Origin of the sequence: Chloroflexus sp., from assembly GCF_034435895.1 — a bacterium.
Taxonomy (GTDB): Bacteria; Chloroflexota; Chloroflexia; order Chloroflexales; family Chloroflexaceae; genus Chloroflexus.
In genome coordinates, this window is the sequence record NZ_DAOTWH010000187.1 from 15334 (window position 1) to 35361 (window position 20028).

A 20028-nucleotide genomic window follows, 5' to 3' on the forward strand; every position below is an offset into this window, starting at 1 on the left:
TTCCTCCTACCGGCGCGCTGCCAGCAAATTGCGCACAAAGGAAGCTTCTTCCCCACCGATCACCCGTAGCCCTATCAGTAACCCGCCATAGATCGCGCCGCCACCGGCAATGACGAGCAAGACCGGCCATTCGCGGGCCCCATAGACCGCAACAGCCATCAATCCCACTGCAATCGCTGCCCGCCCAATCGGTTGCCAGCGCATGAGGCGTAGTTGGTCGCGTAACAGCCAAACATATTGCCCCGCCAACACTGCTTCGGTTAGGACGGTGATGATCGCTGCCGCCGGCGCGCCGTACCGTGGTGTGAAGATAAGATTCGCCGCGACATTGACAGCGCTGCTGACCATGATGGAACGCGCTACCAATGCCTCACGGTCGGCAATCACAACCACATAACCGAGAAATTCGGTCAAGAACATCAGCGGCAATGTCCAGATGAGTAAGGCGAGTAATGGCGCGCTGGCTGCATAAGCTTCGCCAAACAGCAGCTTCACGATTGGTTCGGCGAGAATAAAGCCGCCAGCGGTAATCGGCAATGCCACGATCAGTAGATAGCTTAGAATACGTTCGTAAATGCGCGGGAGATTGCCCGGATCGAGCTTGGCCTGCCGTGATAGCGAAGGGTACAACGCCGTATTGAGCACGTTCGAGAGCGTAACCAGCGCAAAAATAAGATTGTATGCTGCGTTGTAGTAGCCGGTAGTGGTATCGCCAAAGCTTACGTTCAGAACAACCGTATCAAACCGGTACGACAGACCGAGCGTCAACCCAATCACCCCAAATGGAAAGGCAGCGCGCAACAAGCGAAGCCAACGATCTCGTTGCCAATGCCCCGGACGGATGCCCAAGCGCCATAGTGAACGAACGACTAGCGTTGTCATGGTGGCTACGCCGATCATGGTGGCAATAATCAACCCGTAGTAGCCAAAGCCGAGCCAAAGTGCTAATCCGCCGAGCGTCACGAAGATCAATTGGTTCACAACTTGCATACCGGCAGTGAGGTCGAGTCGTTCGTAGCCGGCTAATATCGCTTCACTGCTGCCGTGCACGGCGTAGATGAGCAGCGTGAGCCCATTGAGGGCAATTGCGCCGATCATCAAGAGGGGCCGCTCGGTGACGATAGCGGCGCTGACTACCATGATCCCGGCAATTAACGCCAGAATGATGCGCAGGCCGAGCACATCGGCATAGAGATTGCGAATCCGCTCGAGATGATCCGGTTCGCTCCGTAACCGAGCAACTTCACGCACCGTATAGGGCGCTAAACCGAGATCGGCAATGAACAGAAAGACGCTGCCAAAGCCGATCACCGCGGCGTATTGGCCGAAAGCTGTTGCACCCAGTTGGCGTACAATCAGAATTGAAAAGCCAAACGAGAGTATTTTGATCGCCAACTGTGCGATCATACCGGCAACTGAATTGCGCAGTACGGTGCGGGCAAGTGTACTCATAACAATCTACCTGCCATCATCAAGGATAGTTTGGATTTAGGCTCGGCCACCATCCGCTGCACCAACTCTTCCACCCGCATCAACCACTGATCAATCGTAAACTTCTCTTCCATGAACCGGTGCCCGGCCTGCCCCATCGCTTCCGCGCGGTCTGGATTATCCCAAAGGGTGGCAATCGCCGCTGCCATCTGTTCGGCATTGCCCGGTTCAACCAGCAGCGCCGTTTCGCATTCAATCACATATTCGCTCAACCCCGGCCGGTGGGTAGCGATCACTGGTCGCCCCATCGCCTGCGCCGCTTGCACCGAGGTGCAGCCAGCGCTCCATTGGGTGCTGGCCTTGATCGGCACCACGACAATCCGGCTCTCTAGATAACAATCGCGTAACCGATCCGGAGGCACAAATGGTTGCAGACTGATGTTGGCCGGCAGGGTCTCGTTTTCGTGTCCCGCTTTTCCGCTCACCCAGCTACTCCCGACCCGCAGGTGGCAAGGAATGTGTGGCAACCGCCGCATTGCTCGAATCAAGGTTGGGTAGTCGCGATGCGAGAGACCAAGGCTCTGCACAACGCTGGCTAGCGGCGTAACCGGTTGTGGCCGGTAGAAATTGGTGTCAACCGGGGTATGCAAGGCTACTACGCGTTCTGCCGGCATCTTCAGCGCCTGTTGCATTCCGTCTGCCTCGGCTTGGCTAATCGCTGCGGCCACATCCCAGCGCCATTGCAAACCTAATCCCTTGATCAAACGCAATTTATGCGCCGACATACCGTGGTGGAATATAACCAGATGGCGCACGTTGCGGGGCAGTACGAGCGCCAATGGTATCCCCACCCGCTCGGAAAGACTAATCACCGCTTGGTGTCGTTCGCGCCGCACCAGTTGCGCAACCTGCCGTGCCAACCGCAAATCTATCCGGAGCCATTCCTCTAGCCGTTGTAGTATCGGGTTGGCACGGACGATGCCGTAATCGATATGCCGGCTGCCAAAGCGGGTTGATAGTTCGAGGTAATCAACCCGCTGGTGTTTACCATCACGCACCGCTGCCGCTAGTCCCGGCGCCGGCGCATTGGTTGCGATGATTAATGTACGTGGCAATTGATTGTTCATCGTTTATACCCTATCACTGTCGGCTGACAGCCTGCTAAACGAACAGCAGTGGTTAGATGACACCATTGTCATATCGGTTCAGCCTACACACCTCCTTCTGTAGAGATGGATATGGATTGCGGCGCCAAGCTGCCGCAATCCCTATGATGGCACAGCCAGTATTCCCTGATCAGTACGGACGCAATCTCTTCGCGCGTTGGCAAGCAAGGCGCAAGGCGCTTCCTTACAGATAGCTTAACACCCGCGGATACCGCTTGCGTTGCCGGCGGTACCAGTAGCCAAGCGGCACCAACACGGCCAGCCCGATCAACCACGCGCTATAGCCCCAGATGATGCGCGGCCCGCTCAGTGAGAGCTGGTTCATAATCAGAGCGACGAGGTGGTAGATGATGATGTGGGTGACGTAGAAGAAGAGCGAGACCTGCCCGACCAAGGGCAGCCAGCGCAGCCAGCCGGTTGTGAAGAGGTGCGGGGTGGCATACGCCCATGCCAGTATCAGCGCCGCAATGCCGAGGTTGAAGGCGAAGTAGCTGAGGCTAGGGGGCGCTTTGCTCATGATCAGCCAGTGGGCGGGGGTGTCACCAATCGCAGCAACCGCGCCGAGATCGCCAAACCCGCCGCTGAGCCGCAGCACGAGCCAGAGGATGAGCAACCCGAACCCAATCCGTGCCCAACTGCGCGGCTGGCGCAAGGCTGGGTGTTCTTGCCAGCGCCCTAGCGCATAGCCTAACCAGAGCAGCGGCCCCCACCCTAATACGGCAAAGCCGATCGCTGGGTTAGTATCGTAGCTGTAGGTCAGCCAGAACGCTTGCCAAAAGGGTTGCGGCGCATTTGCCGCGAGGTCGCTCGCCATCAAGCCAATCCATGCTTGATGAATCAGCAAGGTGATGATGGCAACGATGCCAATGTGACGTGGCGTGAGGAAGTGCCGCAAGCCGGCGAGAATGATCATTGCCGCAGCGATGCTGGTCAACACGTGGACGTAGGGCGTAGCGCCGCTCCAGAACCACGAGCAGATCGTCAGATCGAGCGCCAGAATGACCAGCGCCCGGATGAGCATAAATCTGGTGGCGGCTTGCGGTGGCTGGCCGCGCCGCGCCTGCGCCGCAGCGTAAAGCGCTAAGCTGTAGCCACCGAGAAAGAAGAAAATCGGTGAGGCGAGATTGGTAAGCAATCCGCTCAGCCAATAAGCGGCGCTTTGCAACACGACCGGCTGGCCGCCATACGACTCGGCTTGCAGGCTGGCCCCTACAAAGAAGGCGCTATGGTCGAGCGCCATTAAGATCAGCGCTACGCCGCGCAGTGCATCGATCGCGACAATGCGCGCACTGCTGGCGCTGCGCTCGGCAATGGTTGGCTGCGCTTCGGCGACAAGGCTGGCAGTGCGCATGGTTATCCTCCTTTGCATGGAGTGCGGCAGTTGGACTGCCGCGCGCTCGTGACCCTGTGGTATGGAGTGCGGCAGTTGTACTACCGCGCGCTATCATCACCCGACCGAACTAGCGTTGTTTATCGTGAACAGCTCCGTTCCCGACAGTAATCATCTTGTGACTGGCTTCACCGGTGCGTCAGCGGTAGCTTTAGCTGTTGCGCTGACGGTTGCCGGATCACCCGCTGTTACCTTCCATAGTGCACCGCCGACCATAGCCGCCAGCGCATAGCCGGCGGCGCCGCTCAGCATTGCAGTGGTGAAGTTGCTCGCCATGCTGACCACGATCACCAATACTGATCCGAGCACTGAGAAGACGCCGTTCATCCCCCATGCCCAGACCACCAGCCCCGGTGCGCGTGTATTGAGTTGGCGCAGGCCCGCTGGGAAAGGGATGCCGAGCATAGTGGCTAGCGGCGCGATGATGAAGATGCTGGCGACGATCCGCGCCAAATCAGGCCAGTGCATCCACATTGCGAAGATCGGCGGCAGGGCAACGATATAGATCGCTGTCAGCGCCGCAATACCGATCAACGCCATCCGTAGCCCATTGGCGGTTCTAATGCGTTTGCTGCCTAACAGACTGCCCAATGCGGCAAAGGCCAGCATACTAGCAATGGTCGTGGTTGTCGCATGGATCGGGTAGCCAATAAAGAGCGTAAAGCGCTGGATCAGCACGATCTGAATGAACATATAGGCGGCGCCAAGCAAGCTGAAGTAGGCCAACGTAGCGATAGCGCCGGGCATGCGCAGCCCATCGCGCTGGTAACGCGCTAACGGTAACACGATGAATGCTACCGCTGCGCCAAGCGCGAAGCTAGCCATAGTCAACAAAATCAGGTTGCCGATCGGAAAACGGTTGAGCCGCCCTTCATAACTGCGATCGAAGTGCAGGTTTTCCCAGCGGAAGTAGTTGTAGAAGAAGGGGTTGTCATCGGTCACTGGGAAGATTTGGAATGGGTAGGCCTGCTCAAACGCTCGCGGATCAGCAGCATGCAGGTAGCTGGCGAAAGGAGTATCCAACCGCACCAACGGGTCGTGCAGCATGGTGAAGTTGTTCGCCGCACCCCATGCGCGCAGCCGTTCGATCTGTTCCGGCTGGAACGGCGAACGGCTGACCAGCAACGTGGCATTAACCCCGCTCTCGTTGGCGATGATCGCGATATGCGCCGCCGGATCACTCACCCCCATCCGGCGCAACGCTTCCGCCGCTAGCCCGGTTAAGCGCAGCATCTCGCGCGGCGGACTGTTGACATCGCGTGTCCACGAGAAGATGCCGTTTGGGGTGAGCGCGTTCAACGCTTGTTCAAGCGAATCAACCGTATAGAGGTATGACTCGGCGAGTACGTAGGCTCCGCCCGACAATGCGGCCAAGTTGTCAAGGCCAATGCCTTGAATGATATCGTATTGCTCGGTTGTGCGACTGAGAAAACTGCGTCCTTCGACGACGATCAACTCGGTTGAGGGGTGCTCAGCGAGCCGGCCAGTGTAGTCGGCGTAACGATCTTGTAAGAGACTAACGATCGTCGGGTTAAGTTCAATGGCAGTGATCTGTTCGGCGCGGTAGAGCCGGGCCAGCAGAATGTCAAGCCCGCCGCCGACCCCGATCAGCAAGGTGCGTGGGTGTTCGTTGCCGAGCTGGTAAGCGGCGCTGATCACCGCGTGGTCGAGGAAGCGGAACCGTTCGAGATCAGCATCGCTGCCATCAAACCGGTACATCCCGGTCATCGACGTGCCATCAATCGTTACCAGTTTCAGCGGCAGCTCTGGCCGGTTTTCTAACGGGTAGCTTGAACTGACCGCACCGACAATCATCGGTTCGGTGACAGTGATTTCTGGCATCACATCCACCCGCCCAACCGGATCCCAGCGGGTGAATTCGGGGCCGGTTCCTTGCGTCTGCATCGCCCAACCCAGCTCCTTCGAGCCGGGTACGGCGAGGGTGGGTGGCCGCGCGATCAGTGCTACCAACAACAGCGCTTCCGCGCCAATGATAGCCGGCAACAGCCAACGCTGGCGTGGTTTGGCTTCGTAGCCGAGCAGCACTGCCGCCAACGCACCGATCAACCCGATCAGGGCAATCACTGCTAGGCCGCCAATCGTCTGGATCACGAACAAGACCGTCATTGTGGCGATGCCTGCCCCCAGCATATCGGCAAAATAGAGCCGGTGGGCAGCGCCGGCCCAGCGCCCAAAGATGGCGGCAATCACTAGCCCGCCGGTAAAGAACGTGCTGAAGAGGCAGATGAAATAGATGCCGAGGCCAATGATTGCCCAACCGAGCTGCGCTGTGCGCAGTGGATCGATGGCGATGGTAGTGATCGCAATCAGATTGCTCAGGCTGGCAAGGCTGAAGAGTAATGCCAACGTGCCGAGACGCTGCTGGAGCTTGGCAGGCCCCCAACGGCGCACGGCAAGGAACGTTCCGGCTGCTCCGCCGCCGAGCAAGGCGATGCCGATCACCATATAGGTGAAGTGATGCCAGATCATCAACGAAAAGATACGGGTGAAGGTGATTTGGAGGGCGAGAATACTGCCGCTCAGTAGCGTGAGGCCGAGGTACTTGCCGATCGATTGCAGTGGTGGAAACTTCATGCCATCGCTCTCTTTACTGATGAACGTATCACGAGGCGTAGTCGGCGATCAACTGTTGTTGTCCGCTGGTTAGCCTGATCACCCGATATGACCTTCCGGCAATCTCACGCCGTTGCGTGGCCGCTTCGCCATCCGCGAGCATGATTGTGCGCAACTGCGTGTTGCGGTGTTGATCTGGGAGCAAGACCGTGAGTGGCAAGGGTGCTGATGGTATGGTGATCGTGCCTCGTAGTCGTTGCCCGTTCCATTCGATATTACTGAGATCGCTGGCGTTGCGCGCTTCAATGAAGCGCAGCCATCGTTCGGCGGCGATGATGGGCGCTTTGGCGCCGGCGGCATAGCTCAGCGTCGTGTCGAGCCAGCGCGCCACTTCGCCGGCAATCGGATCGCCGAGCAAAAATGGATCGACATGGCATTGCAGCCCTAACGCGGCCGGGTAGCGATCGATGCTGGCCGCAATTTGTCCAATCGTCTGATTGGCAGCGGTTGCGCCGTCAAGTCCCACATCATACCCGGTTTGAAACACTGGCATCAGATGTTCATCGACCAGATGGGTAGCTTGTTGATATACATCGATGATCGTGCCGTCTTCGGCGACAAACCGCAGCGGTAAGCCGCTGCCATTCAAATACCCCATCGTCCATGTACCGTCAGGTTTACGCACTGCCGGGCCGCTGTGGTAGTGATCGAGATTCATGCGAATGCCGTACCGCGCTTGTACCACGGCATTGTCTACCCAGCCGTGCCACAGAATGCGGTGGGTGCGCACGGTTGGCGGCAGCGGCCCGTAGCCAAGCTTGAGAAATTCGCTCCAGTGCCGGTAATAGCCTTCTTCTAGCCCATCTTCGATATACGGATGCATGCCGAATTCATGGTCGCGGGCGCGCCAAGCGGCAACATGATGCGGCCCCGGCAGCGGATCGTCGCCGCCGAGCGTCGAGCCGATCAGCGGCGTTCGGCTGAGCGTCCAGCGCAACTTGCGCGCTAATCGTCCGCTGGCGTTCGTTGGCGGCGGGGTATAGTAGATCGAAGCGGTGCCGCCGTGCCGTTCGACGATCGCCAACAACTGTTCGATATGGCTCACCCGGCTGCCGTGGGCATCGCCGGTGGCGATGATCGCACTGGGTGCATTGTCGGGCAGATACCAGAGCCGGGGGAGCGGCAGCGGGCTGATCTCGTCAATGACCCGGCTCAGCAAGCGTTGATGCTCGTCGGCTTGCGGGATGGCGATGCGTTCAAGGTTGATCCATCCCGCAAAGAGGTCGCTGGCGCGCATTCCCTCCATCTGGTCACGTTCCTGATTGGCCCACGCCGGGTTACCCTGCCGGATGAGGGCAATCGTCTGCGCTAGATCGAACGTCCAGAGCGCAGCGACTCCCTGCCCAAACCGATGGATGGTTACGAGCGGATCGCCATTGCTCGCCGTCGCAAGCGCCTTCGCCCCGCGCAGTTCAACCCGGTCATACACGGTATGGATCTGGAGCGGCCCAGCGATGCCGGTGGCCGGCGCCGGATAGCATGTATCATCGATGTGGCTGGCGCCGAGATACCTGACGCCCAACACCTCTGCTAACGCCGGGTCAGGGCGAATCGCGACTAAGCCGCCGCCAGCGCTGACAAATTGGCGCAGCCATCCTTGGCTAGCCAGATTGAGGGGTGTCGATCCTAACACAATAACGGCGGCTGTGATAGGGTGATCCAGTTGGCGCAAGCTGATCTGGCGTAGGCCCAAAAACCCTTCTACACGCAGGATCTCGCCGAGGTACGCCGTGAAATCAGGCTGCGGCGCCGGATCGGCGACCAACGCCAATGGCGCAAAACCGTTGGCAGGCGCTAGTGAAACAGGTGGCGACGGCGATGTGGTTGGCGCAGGCAGTGGCCACTGTTCGGCGCCATAGGCTACGATGCCTCCGAGACCTGCAGCGGCGAGGGTGCTGGTCAGAAACGCTCGTCGGGTGACAGGTCGCTGCAAGTAGTGCATAGCGCGTTACGTGCGCCGGCAGCGACCGGCGATTGGGCGTCGCCGGGCCGGCGATGTTGCGGCTGGCGGCTTGGCGGCATGCTTCGCTGTTTGTTGCGAGACTGCCGTCCACACCGTCGCGCCTAAGGCGCGTTCCTTCAGCCCATTGCTGTGTTGTTCGCCGCTAGATGGCTCCACCACGACTGCTTGATGTTCATGCACCGGCGGGGTCACAATCACGCGCGCAGCGACCGGTTCGGCGCGAACAAAGCTGTTATTGTCCGCTGTCGAATCGGATGTTGGCGCATTGGCAGGCTGCTCTTCCGATGGTGTCGTTTCTGGCTTCCCCTTGCCGGGATTAAGCAGCCGCAACGGCATATCGCTCAACAACTGGCGGAGGTTAGGCAAGAGCAAGTGCGGTCGCTCGGTTTGCCCAGCCAACGTATGTTCATCGGTTAACATCACTGCGCCAAGCACACTATCGTTGCGTTTCAGCGTCAGCCGCTTAAGACTTTGTTGGATGTCGCGGCTGCTGTCTTCAGCGGGTTTGAGCGCTAGCACCACGCCATCAACCATCGGCGCTAGCAGCGCAGCTTCAACGCCGCTAAGTGTTGATGGGCCATCGAAAATTAAGATATCAGCAGCGTGTTGCAGTCCCTCGACCAACGCCGGCCATGGTTGCGATGGCGGCAACGGACGACCATCTTCGCCGGTATTGCGGGCCAAGAGCAACACGTTCTTCATCGGCGTGACCCGCAAACTCGACCACACTTGCGCTTCGCCATCGATCATAATCGGTTGCAGCACCGCCTCAGGATTGCCAAACAGTTCGCTCAATGCAGCCTGCTCAGTTTCGGCGTCAACCAGCAATACCCGATAGCCCGATAGCGTATAGCAATGCGCCAGATCAATGACCAACGCGCTCCGTTCATGCGAAGGGCGCGGCCCGCTGACCATCAAAATGCGGGTATTGCGGGGCAAGCCGGCCAGCACAATTTGGGTGTGGGCTTCTTTCACGGCGCTAGCGCGCATGCGCGCTTCTTTTTCGCTCAAGCCAATCAATGGTCGCTTGCCGGGCACTGCGCCGAGGAAGTTGAGGCCAAACCGGCTGCGCAAGTCATTATGATTGCGCCAGCGAGTGTCAATGGCTTCAAGCACAAATGATGCCATCAGTCCTAACAACAACCCAGCCAATCCAGCCACGGCCACCGTCAGGTTGCGCTTGTTCGGCAAGGGTGCTCCCGGCACTTTTGCCGCTTCAAAGACCGAGAGACTATTAACCATGCTGGTATTTTGCAGCCGTAACAACTGGGCGTACGCATTTTGCGCCGTATCGCGAGCCAGTTCCAATTCTTGCAGCCGGTTGCGCGCTTCGCGAAGATCGGTGGCGCTGGTGGCCTGCGCTAGCAGATCGCGCGTCTGCTCAATCTGACGATCAAGCGCCGTAATCTCGCGTTGCGCGCGATCAATCTGCTCATTCAGCAGGCTCCGTTGCTCCGCCACATTCTCAGGCGAGTTCGGGCCAAACTGGATCAGTTCGGTGGCAATGGCATTGGCAATCGCTGCCGCGCGTTGGGGGTTCGTATCGGTGATGGTAATTTCCAGTAAACTAGCCTGCCGGTTGACGCTTGTTGCCAGCATGTAGTCTCTGATCACAGGCCATGGGAAGGTCAAGCCGAGCTTTTCTGCCACGGGGGCTAAAATAATCTCACGTTTGGCCATTTCCCCGTAGAAGCTGGCTACAGTATTGGTCTGACCGATCATCTGCGGGTCAGGCGCGGCAGTTGAGAGTGTATCGCCAACGCGCAGGGTTACCCTGCTGATGTAGTAATTAGGCTGGCGCATGGCAAAGATCAGTGCAGCACTGGCGGCGAGAAGAGCGGCGAGCAGGGCAACCCACCACCAGCGTAGCATGATGCGAATATATGACCAGATGTCGCTCCATGTGAGCATGAACGCGCTCCTTCTTAACTGGATGCCGGCAAGATAACCAGATCGCCCGCTTCCAGCCCGCTCACAATCTCCACTTTGCCATCGACAATCAGCCCGAGTTGCACGTCAACTCGTTGAGAGCCGTTCTCGGTTGGCACTAGGACGTGCGGGCCGCCATCGCGCCGGATGGCTTCGATCGGCAGCCAGCGCACACCTTCACGTTGGCCGAAATCGATCGTTACCAGCGCCGGATCGCCAGCTACAAGGGCGAGATCGCCGGCGTTGTACGTGATGTGCAGTTCTGGCGCTTGCAGTGGGTTGTTCATCGTCGTCGTCTTGCGCACTACGCCGGTAAAGGTGCGGCCGGGATAGCGCACAAACGTGATGCTCACTGTCGCGCCATTAGGGATCCGTTCAATATCTTCGGCGCTCAATCCGCTGACCGTAATTTGCAAGCCAGAGTTATCCATCAGCCGTAACACCGGAACCTCGGCCTGCACCGGAAAGCCTACCAAGGCATCAACCGCCGTGATCGCGCCGTCGAAGGGGGCATAGATCCGGCGCGCCTCGATCTGGCGTTCGATCTCTTTGATGGCTAGTTCCGAAGCAGCCAGACTCTTGACCAACAGCGGATCGGGGGTAAGCCGCTGGCGCGCAGCATCGAGTTGGATCTGCGCCTGTTGCACAGCTCGCTGCGCAGCAGTAACTTCAAATTGATCAGGCCCATTCAGCAAGCGATCAAGCCGGGCGCGGGCTAATTCGACATCGGCTTCGGCGGCTTGCACGGCAGCAATTTCGTTACCGCGAGCGGTGTCGTATTCGATCTGGGCTAGCGCGACCGCGCTTTCCGCGGCCCGCACGGCGGTAGCCACCTGATCGACCAGCGCGCGCACCTCGGGCGTATTTTCAACCTCGAGCCGGGCGCGGGCCTGCTGATAAGCGTCTTGCGCCCGTTGCAATTCGGCTTGCCGGTCGAGCAGCGCCCGCTCGGCGCGCGTCTTCACCGCCGAAGCGTCATTGCGGGTGCGGGCCAGCGCAGCTTCGGCCCGTTGCAGAGCGGCGCGCGCTTCGGCGATCGCAGTCGCTGAAGGCGGAGTGGTCAATGCGTTCAGCCGGTCACGGGCCGAGGCCAGCGCCACTTCGGCAGCGCGCACGTCGATTTGCGCCCGCGCGGTCGCCTGATCGATCGCGCGTCGATCTTGTTCGGCATTGATCCGCGCTTGGCGGAGTTGATCTTCTAAGGTGCCGAGATCGATCTCGGCCAGCAACTGGCCAGTGGCAACTTGCGCGCCAACTTCAACGTACAGATTGCGTAAAATGCCGCTCTGCCGGAAAGCGAGATCGCGTTCAAGCACCGGTGTGACCTGCCCGCTCAGTTCGCGCCGGTCATTGAAGGCGCCGATCGCCACGGCGACCGTGCGGAGCTGTGGCGGCGCCGGAGTGGCGGTTGGCGCTGCCACGACCGTGGTTGGCGTTGGGTCCGGCGGCGTCCATGGCTCCGGCGTCGGCGCGCCAACCAATGAGCCAATGCTACAGCCGCTCAGGCCAATCGCGAGGCCCATCGCCAATGCGCTGCGAACGGCAATCTGTACGTAACGCTCCATATCTTCCTCTTAATTACTGTGGCAAGACAAATGCGCCGGGCAGCGGTAGCGTTGCAAATGGCGCACTCACCGCCTCTTCGGTCAACATCCAGCGCACTGCGCCTAGCAGATCGGGTGCGATGAACGACGGTTGGTAGCGCCGCAATTCCGGCTTCTGTAATTCGCTAGCGCCACGCCCTGTCTTCACAAGGATGGTCTGGCATCCCATGCGCTGCCCTGCCGCAATATCACTGAGCACATCGCCAACAAGGTACGCCATGCGGCAATTGATCCGGTGCCGCGTGGCGAGATCCTCAAGCATCCCCGGTTGGGGTTTCCGGCAATGGCATTGCTCTTCCGGCCGGTGCGGGCAATAGCGAATGTCGTCAATCTGCGCGCCGTGGTAGCTGGCGATGTCGCGCAAGCGGGCGTGAATCTGTTCAAGGGTTTCAACCGACATCAATCCGCGCCCAACCGCTGCTTGATTGGTGACGACAAAGATGCGAAAACCGGCATTGGTTAGGAGACGGAGCGCGGTGAGCGCCCCCGGCAGAAATTGGAATTCCGACCAATCTTTGACGTGGTCTGGCCGGTTGTAATTAATGACGCCATCGCGGTCGAGAAAGACAGCGCGCATGAGCCCCCCCTAGCGCTGCAACTAGATTATAGCACGTAGTAGGTCGCAGGCTACGATGACAATGCTATAGTACACCTTGTGGTTGAAGATCAGCTAACAGTGGAGTAAAGAAATTGTGACAATGCGTTCATCTTAGTGTAAGACATCTCGCGACAGGTGATTGGTTGGGGCGATTTTCTTACATGCCGCTCTTCTCATCATTGCTTGCTGCAAGTGTTCCGCCTGCTGGGATGCGGGCGGTAGCCGTACTTGATATTTGAATATCTCTGTAGATTGTGTGAATTGCGAAGATTTTCTGGTCATTTTGAAAGGATGACTGTTTATTTGGCTTTTGTGTTGGTTTACTGTGTCTTTTTACTAGTTTGGTTTATTAAGGCATGGGTTAAATGCGCCTTCTCAAGATCGGGTGTTATGCGATCCGGTCGAGATTTATTTTTATGCAAATAGTTTCCCTATCTTAGCGCAGAATAATAAAGTACTATGGTGCTACTGCTTCGTGCCTATGGATCAATTATGATAAGCATATCTTGCGTCTTCATTCCTATAGCTTGATTGCTATTCATCAGCGTGGTGAGCAATGAATATCGTTATCAGATGTCGCATCTCTTAACGTCTGCGCCGCTGGCTACCGCTCTGTACTAGCAATGGCCTACGTCTGGCAGTTTAGACAAGACCTAATGTTACCAAGTCCTATGCTCGCCTGATCTGGGACCAGATGACGCCAGCAAGAAAGCCTCTCATTATCCGCTCGATATCTCGCGTCGAGGCTAGCGCTTGCGCGCCCATCATCTGCCCCGCCTAAGGAGGTTGTAATGTTACGTTGGCAGTTCTGGCAGCGCGCATTTCGGGTGCTGGCGCTTGCGCTGATCATTGTTACGCTCCCGTTATTTGCGCGCGATGCGCACAGTGTCGCAAGCTCTTCCTATGCGATCTATCTACCGCTCGTATCAAAGCAGACGATGCCGCCGATCGTATTTGTCTCGCGGCAGATTATGCCCCAAGGCAGTATCTACTGGGATGTGCCCAAGGGCTTGGCGGGTGTTGGCCCGTATAGCCGGTTTACGGTGGCGGCGCCGGGCAAGCTGATGGTGCTGGAACCCGATGGCCGCGTGCGGGTGTTGATTGACGGCGCCAACCCCGCTTCCACTGCGCCCTACAACCTGATCGATGTCAATGCGCCGGACGTTTCGTATGACGGAACGACGATTGTGTTCGCTGGGCTCCCGCAGGGAAGGTATGAGTCAGGCGCGCTGACTAATCCGGGGGCTTGGCGCATCTACACGATCAAGGCTGATGGTAGCGGTCTGCGCCAAGTGACGACCTCTAACCAACGGCTTGATCTCACCCAATTCGGCCCGGCAGCCGGCGGTTTAGCCGCTTATGACGATACTGATCCGGTGTGGTTGCCCGATGGCCGGATTGTCTTCTCCTCGACCCGCTGGCCTGCTTATGCCCATTATAGTGGCGTTCGCGTCTCGAACCTGTTCGTGGTCAATGCTGATGGCAGCAACGTGCGCCGGATTACGTCAGAGCGCAATGGTGCCGATCGGCCGCTGGTCGACCCAATCACCGGTAAAATCGTCTATGCGCGCTGGTGGCGTAATCACCGCTTCCCGGTCAATGATATGTCCACCATTCCCGATCCCAATGGCGGCTATATTCAGCGCGACGGCTTGACGGCGAACCGGAATAATCCGGTTGGCGGCGAGACTATGTTTCGCAATGCTTGGCAGGCGGCTACCATCAATCCAGACGGGACTGAGTTGGTGATGTGGACTGGCGTCTTCCGCAACGAAGAAGCCAACCATGTCTACGGTGGCGCTTTCACGCCAGAGGGGGATCTGATTGCGAACTATTTTCCGATGTACAACATGACGGAAGCTGCCGGCTTTGGCGGTTTGCGCCGCTACCGTCGCGACGCCGGCGGTTATACGCCCCTGATGGGGGTTGCAACCTTTACCCTCGACTACGTCAACCCCCGGAATCCAACCTCGTTCGGCATTTTCAAAGGGCAGTACGTGACCGATCCCGAGGTGTCGAACAACTGGATGGTAGTGTCGCTGGCGCGCGACATTGGTCAAGACTATGGGCTGTATCAAACCCAGATCGATGGATCGGGCCTGCGCCTGCTCTACGATAACCCCGGCACTGCCGAGGTGCGAGCCCGTTTCCTTGCTCCGCGTTCGTTGCCGCCAATCATTCCCGATCGCATTACTCAAGTGCCGAGCCTCTTGCCGCCTCCCGCAGCCGGGCCGTACGACAAAGATGGCACGTTTATCTTTGACGCGCTCAATGTGTATGCCAACGGGCCGGTCGATATGGACATCGTGAACGCACCGCCGGTCGGCTCTGCCCGCACCATCCGCTTTTTCATCGATCATCAGCGGACGAGTCCGGGATCATTTCCGAATCTCGACTGGCCCATCCTGCTCGGTGAGCTAGTAGTCCAACCGGATGGGTCGGTGCGCCACGCGAATGCACCCGCGAATGTGCCGCTCTTCGAGCAATTGCGCGGGCCAAACGGGACGGTGCCGCTGACGGGGAGGCGTTCCGATCCGGATGGTGCAGCTCATGTGGCCGGAATGAATTTTGGCCGTCCGGGAGAACGGCAACGTTGCGTTGGTTGCCACGCCGGCCATACGCTGATACCGGTGCCGCCAACCGATGAAGCAGCGCGGTGGAGCAATCTGGCGCCGGGAGCAACGATCAGGGTCTCGTCGGCGCTCGACTCGCGCTACGTAAGCGGACTCACCGATCGGCGCGTGATGAAAGGCGAAGTGTGGCAGTATTGGCGGAGCGCTGCGAATCAAACCAGCGGGCAGTGGGTGACGTTGACCTTCCCGGTACCGGTCACGGTGCGGCAGGTGCGCCTCTACAATCCGCGCAGCACGCCCAACACCGATCTCCAAGTGCATCAGGCGACGGTGCGCCTCTTTAGCGATGAAGCTGGAACCATTGAGGTTGCCCGGCAGACAGTTGGGCCGCTCACGACCTTTGGCGCAGGGGCCGAGTTTGCCGATGTGCGGGTGCGCGTCGTGCGGGTCGAGATCAACCGCGTCAGCGGGCGGGTCGATGGGGTGACATGCGCGAGTTTGGCCGAGATAGAGGTGATTGCGCGTGGCGAGGCGGGGAATTGATCCACCGGTTGTTGCGCGGCGTGATGTGGCTGGCTGGTTGTCCTCAGCCGGTCACATCACGCCAGTTCTGCTATCGAGCCAACCCAAGTACGCGGCCAGCTTAGGATTTCAGCTCTGGCCTTACGCTGGCCATATTGAACCAACGGCGCCAGTAAAGCGTGCGGTTTGACTGGAAGACGAGCGCGGCGATAAAACCAAACAGGATCACCAGCGCAACCAACCGCACATCAGCAAAAAAATACTCGCGCAGATAGTCGCCGCTCAAGAACCACCACCCGCGCTTGAATTGCCACTGCCCGAAGCGATTGAGGGTGAGGTTCTCAAATGCAATCAGCATGTAGCTAATCGCAAGCACGATAGCGAGTGGCATAGTGCGCTGGGCATTCAAATGTACCAAATAACCGGCTGTCACCGCCACGACCAAAAGCGTCCAAACGAGGTGGTGTGCCCACGTGATTGGTGAGATAAGGTGCATGCCCAGCACCCATAGCCCGAATAGCAGTCCGAACACGGGATCGTTGGCAGGCTTTTGCGGTAGACTGGACAAACTCAAGACACCGAGAACAACTAGAATTGCCAGCCAGCGCAATCCCTGCTCAAGGGGCGCAATGTTGAGTGCGCCGGCGAGCCGGTGCAGAAAGGCGGCTGGCGAAGCGTTATCTATCCAATGCACTTGGATCGGAATGCTGTTCATGAGACTGATGTTGATGAGTCCGGTGATCGATGATGGCCCCACCGCGAGGGCGGTGAACGCGGTGAGCAGCGCTATTGATGCTACAAAGCCCCAGATGGCCTTCCATTGGCGTTGGAACACAAATAAGCCGATCAAGAGCAATGGACTGATCTTGATCATTGCGGCAATCCCGATCATCACTCCGGCCAGAAACATCCGTTGCTAGAAGGCGCTGGCGAAGGCGGCTGTGATTAGCAAAAGGATGAGGATATTGATCTATGCCAATATCAATCGAAAGATGGAAGGGATACATATTCCCAGCGAGGATGACCAATATGGGCAGCGACCAACGTTGGAACATCGGTAGGCTCTTGCTCAGCAGCAGCAGTGTTCCGGCGAGGAAGATCTGGTTGATGATAACCCACGCCTTGTACGCGAGCAGGTATGGCAAGGCGCTGAGCGGGCCGAGAACGATCGCTAAGAGGGGCGGGTACAGGTAGTATGATATATCAGGATAAGTGACTGAAAGATGGACTAAGGTGAATTGAAGCGCTCGTTCACGATCATAGATGTCCTCGCCGGCGCGCAGCATCGCCGCGGCAATGTAGTAGTTCTGAAAATCTCCGCCTTGGCTCAGACTCCGTCCCATGATCGGTAGAGCAAAGCCATCAACCGCATAGCGAGTGATCGAGAATACGAGGACGATCGTCACGAGCATCGCGCAGATCTGCTCTCCCTGCCATAACGAGCCATGCTGATCGCTCATCGTCTCCCCCCTGCGTGCTGTGGAATGGCTTGTATCCAATCCCTCACGGCGCTGTTACCGGCCAGCGGAGAGGGCCAATTGCTCGAACCGGCGGTTGGCGCACACGAATGCCGGTTGTTGGTGGAAGCTATGTAATGCGGTGTGCGCTACGCCGGTGTGGGTGAAAAACCATGCCTGTTGGGCTGGCCCGTAGGAATCCATGTCTCCGATGAAGACCCGGCCACCGCTCGTCTGTCGCTCACGAATCACCTCTGCGATGGTCGTGACGAGAGCGCTATCGCCGTTGACCCGCGCCGAGAGATCGATCAAGCTTAAGGTATTGCCTCCGTAGAAATAACTGAGATATCCGCCAAACGACCAATCTGTCTCGATCAACACATCGCCAGTGCGCAGATGCTGGGCCACGCATGCCGCCGTTTCGAGGTTGGGATTTGGCACGGTCGCGCGCGGCCAAATAGCGGCCTGAAAGTTTCCCAGTCCAATTAGGAAAATGCACGCGCCAGCAAAGATGGTCGTTGGGCGCGGCAGCGCTGGCGAACCCCAAATGACGGCAATGGCGGCGGCGAGAAACAGATTCGGCGCCACAAACCACTTTGGCTCGTAGGGATCCCACCAGATGATGAAGGGCAAAAAGAGCGCGTAGGCGGCGCCATGCCACACGAGTTGCCGGTACGGTAGGTGGTGCCGGCGCACTGCGAGCCAGATCGACATCCATGCTAATCCCAGCAACGCCAGCAGGCTCAACAGGGCAGGGATCTTGTCGATCGGCACCGAACCGCTGAGCAGATGCCGCAATCCGATCCCGCTCCACAGGGGGATGATGCTGGCGATCGCACTGATCCCCGCCGGCACGATGCGATCTGCCGACTATGTGCCCCAGACCGGCAGGCGCGCGCCGCCATAATTGACCAACCAGTTTATGATCGTAGGGAGATCGCGATGGCCATAGACAAAGAATGCAACTGACAAGTAGCACAAGCTGAGGATAACGCCGCAAGCGCCAGCGACGATTCCAACCGCGCTGAGCCGGTTACGGAACGGTTGATCTTGGCGGTTCACCAGCGGGCTGATGGCGATCATTGGCACGAGAAATACGCATGCTTGCCATGTAAGAATGGCGAGCGCACAGCAGAGACCGGCAAGCAGGCTGGCGGCAATGCGGGGCGAATCCAAGCTGCTGGCGAAGGCTCCTGCGCTAAACGCGGCTGCTAACGAAATGTAGTAGATGTCGGTGCTAAAACTCCACTGCGCCCAAGAGAGGGCGAGAAACGCGATCCCTAACAGAGCGCCGCTTGGCGTTGCCGATAATCGCCGCAAGGCGAGGCCGGCAAGGCCAATGGTCGTCGCACCCGCTAGGGCGGTGATGAACTTGAGGATCGGATCAACCGGCCCGGCATAACCTAGCGTTTGCGCCGTTGTATAGGCGAAGCGCCCGATGATGCTGTAGAGCATGTGGTTCGGGCGGAAGATATCGTGGCCGCCGCGCGTGATTGCTATCGCTTCGGCGACGCCGTTCAAATCGTGCTGGATGGAACCGAACGGCAGGTACAACAAGAGACTGCTCATCAACCCGCCCCAAAACCAGAGCCATGGCGAGAGTGGCACTTGGCGCTTGCCGGTATCTAACAGGTGATCTACATGTAAGGCGCTCATAGTGTCCGGCCTTTCTCTGCGCTAAGGCTTGAGTCTGCCGGTTGCAGCAGGGAGTCCTGATAGGCGCCACGCCAAGCATTGAACCGGACCCGCAGTACGTCACGCAGGTTGCGCCATGAGTCGCGCACCGGATCAACCTTCGTTTCGGTACCGTAATGCCACAAGACCGGCACTTCGGCAATGCGATACCCGCGCTGGCGCGCCAGAAAGAGGAGTTCGACATCGTAGGCGGTGACAGCGGTCCCCTGTACCATCGGCGCATCATCACCGTATATCCGCACGCGCCGGAAGAGATCGTGGGCTACTGAGAGCCGCAACGCCTTAAACCCGCATTGGCTGTCATTGATTCCCGCTAGGGCGATCATCTGCACCAGCAGATTAAAGATGCGCCCCATCAGATGGCGGTGGAATGGCTCATTGTACCGCTGCGCGCCGTTCCCTTCCCGCGACCCGATCACCACATCGAATCCGGCCCTGAAATACGGCCATAGTTTTTCCCACTCTTCGATCGGCGTGGCCAAGTCGGCGTCACACAGCAGCACATACTCGCCGCGCGCAGCGAGTGCGCCGGCGCACACGGCAAACCCCTTGCCACGGTGATCGCAGCGGAGGACGTGGACGCCGGCGTAGCTTGCGGCGAGGCCGGCAGTGCCATCGGTGCTGCCGTCGTCAACAACGAGGATTTCAGCGGGGAAGGATTGCCGGGCGAGGTAGGCGCTGATGGCTGCTAAGGTGGTTGGCAAGCGGCGGATTTCGTTGTAGGCGGGGATGACGATCGATAGAAAAGGGGTTGCGGCCATACATCACTCCTGTGGTTGAGTGGACAGAATGAGCTGGTGGTACGGTGGGTTGGGATGTTGAAAGGGGAGGAGGTAGTTTTGGTGTTGTGATAGTAATTGCGAAAGATGATTTTTGAATGAAAAAGAAATAAAAATTGATTAAAATACCAACATAAAAACATACAACAATTATTTGCTTTCAAAAATATTATCGTTAATTTTTGTATTGCAACTACATCGCGATTGCGAGCCTACATGGTTCGTCCGGCAATGGTGCGGCTTTGGCGGCTGGTCAGATCAAGGTGCTATGCCTGCAATTCATCGTG

General features: G+C 58.3%; 13 protein-coding genes. 1 reads left to right on the top strand and 12 read right to left on the bottom strand.

What is annotated here, in order from left to right:
- Nucleotides 1–6: 6 nt before the first annotated feature.
- From U9R81_RS10980 to gmhB, 8 genes are all read right to left on the bottom strand, one after another.
- Nucleotides 7–1452 carry a flippase gene (locus U9R81_RS10980; protein WP_322495495.1) on the bottom strand — a complete coding sequence of 482 codons (1446 nt, stop codon included), beginning with the start codon at nt 1450–1452 and terminating at the stop codon, nt 7–9.
- On the bottom strand, nt 1449–2558 hold the full coding sequence (locus U9R81_RS10985; RefSeq protein WP_322495496.1) for a glycosyltransferase family 4 protein: 1110 nt from the start codon (nt 2556–2558) through the stop codon (nt 1449–1451). Before U9R81_RS10985 ends, U9R81_RS10980 begins: the two co-directional genes overlap by 4 nt.
- A 223-nt stretch (nt 2559–2781) precedes the next feature.
- On the bottom strand, nt 2782–3948 hold the full coding sequence (locus U9R81_RS10990; RefSeq protein ID WP_322495497.1) for a DUF1624 domain-containing protein: 1167 nt from the start codon (nt 3946–3948) through the stop codon (nt 2782–2784).
- Between the two features lie 150 nt (nt 3949–4098).
- Nucleotides 4099–6582, bottom strand: coding sequence for a hypothetical protein (locus U9R81_RS10995; RefSeq protein ID WP_322495498.1), 2484 nt, complete (start codon nt 6580–6582; stop codon nt 4099–4101).
- A gap of 28 nt (nt 6583–6610) precedes the next feature.
- On the bottom strand, nt 6611–8563 hold the full coding sequence (locus tag U9R81_RS11000) for a hypothetical protein (protein WP_322495499.1): 1953 nt from the start codon (nt 8561–8563) through the stop codon (nt 6611–6613).
- A 6-nt stretch (nt 8564–8569) separates the two neighbouring features.
- Entirely contained in the window at nt 8570–10495 is a 1926-nt protein-coding gene (locus tag U9R81_RS11005; protein WP_322495500.1) for a lipopolysaccharide biosynthesis protein, read from the bottom strand.
- A gap of 14 nt (nt 10496–10509) precedes the next feature.
- Complete coding sequence (locus U9R81_RS11010) at nt 10510–12078, bottom strand: efflux RND transporter periplasmic adaptor subunit (protein WP_322495501.1); 1569 nt, start codon at nt 12076–12078, stop codon at nt 10510–10512.
- 13 nt (nt 12079–12091) lie between these two features.
- A complete protein-coding gene (gene gmhB / locus U9R81_RS11015) occupies nt 12092–12694 on the bottom strand; it encodes a D-glycero-beta-D-manno-heptose 1,7-bisphosphate 7-phosphatase (protein ID WP_322495502.1) in 603 nt (200 codons plus the stop codon).
- A gap of 812 nt (nt 12695–13506) precedes the next feature.
- Between gmhB and U9R81_RS11020 the strand changes: the two genes are divergently transcribed.
- Nucleotides 13507–15831 (top strand): hypothetical protein, encoded by a 2325-nt coding sequence (locus tag U9R81_RS11020; RefSeq protein WP_322495503.1) that lies wholly within the window; start codon nt 13507–13509, stop codon nt 15829–15831.
- A gap of 100 nt (nt 15832–15931) precedes the next feature.
- Here U9R81_RS11020 and U9R81_RS11025 read toward each other — a convergent pair whose 3' ends face one another.
- From U9R81_RS11025 to U9R81_RS11040, 4 genes are all read right to left on the bottom strand, one after another.
- Nucleotides 15932–16666 (bottom strand): glycosyltransferase 87 family protein, encoded by a 735-nt coding sequence (locus U9R81_RS11025; protein WP_322495504.1) that lies wholly within the window; start codon nt 16664–16666, stop codon nt 15932–15934.
- Nucleotides 16667–17324: 658 nt separating this feature from the next.
- A complete protein-coding gene (locus tag U9R81_RS11030) occupies nt 17325–18122 on the bottom strand; it encodes a hypothetical protein (RefSeq protein ID WP_322495505.1) in 798 nt (265 codons plus the stop codon).
- A 15-nt stretch (nt 18123–18137) separates the two neighbouring features.
- Nucleotides 18138–18923: a hypothetical protein gene (locus U9R81_RS11035; RefSeq protein WP_322495506.1), complete on the bottom strand. Its 786-nt coding sequence runs from the start codon at nt 18921–18923 to the stop codon at nt 18138–18140.
- On the bottom strand, nt 18920–19723 hold the full coding sequence (locus U9R81_RS11040) for a dolichyl-phosphate beta-glucosyltransferase (protein WP_322495507.1): 804 nt from the start codon (nt 19721–19723) through the stop codon (nt 18920–18922). Before U9R81_RS11040 ends, U9R81_RS11035 begins: the two co-directional genes overlap by 4 nt.
- Nucleotides 19724–20028: the final 305 nt, after the last annotated feature.

Excerpts from the sequence above, each read along its gene's own strand:
- U9R81_RS10980 (WP_322495495.1), bottom strand. The coding sequence starts at position 1,452 with ATGAGTACACTTGCCCGCACCGTACTGCGCAATTCAGTTGCCGGTATG.
- U9R81_RS10985 (WP_322495496.1), bottom strand. The coding sequence starts at position 2,558 with ATGAACAATCAATTGCCACGTACATTAATCATCGCAACCAATGCGCCG.
- U9R81_RS10990 (WP_322495497.1), bottom strand. The coding sequence starts at position 3,948 with ATGCGCACTGCCAGCCTTGTCGCCGAAGCGCAGCCAACCATTGCCGAG.
- U9R81_RS10995 (WP_322495498.1), bottom strand. The coding sequence starts at position 6,582 with ATGAAGTTTCCACCACTGCAATCGATCGGCAAGTACCTCGGCCTCACG.
- U9R81_RS11000 (WP_322495499.1), bottom strand. The coding sequence starts at position 8,563 with ATGCACTACTTGCAGCGACCTGTCACCCGACGAGCGTTTCTGACCAGC.
- U9R81_RS11005 (WP_322495500.1), bottom strand. The coding sequence starts at position 10,495 with ATGCTCACATGGAGCGACATCTGGTCATATATTCGCATCATGCTACGC.
- U9R81_RS11010 (WP_322495501.1), bottom strand. The coding sequence starts at position 12,078 with ATGGAGCGTTACGTACAGATTGCCGTTCGCAGCGCATTGGCGATGGGC.
- gmhB (WP_322495502.1), bottom strand. The coding sequence starts at position 12,694 with ATGCGCGCTGTCTTTCTCGACCGCGATGGCGTCATTAATTACAACCGG.
- U9R81_RS11020 (WP_322495503.1), top strand. The coding sequence starts at position 13,507 with ATGTTACGTTGGCAGTTCTGGCAGCGCGCATTTCGGGTGCTGGCGCTT.
- U9R81_RS11035 (WP_322495506.1), bottom strand. The coding sequence starts at position 18,923 with ATGAGCGCCTTACATGTAGATCACCTGTTAGATACCGGCAAGCGCCAA.
- U9R81_RS11040 (WP_322495507.1), bottom strand. The coding sequence starts at position 19,723 with ATGGCCGCAACCCCTTTTCTATCGATCGTCATCCCCGCCTACAACGAA.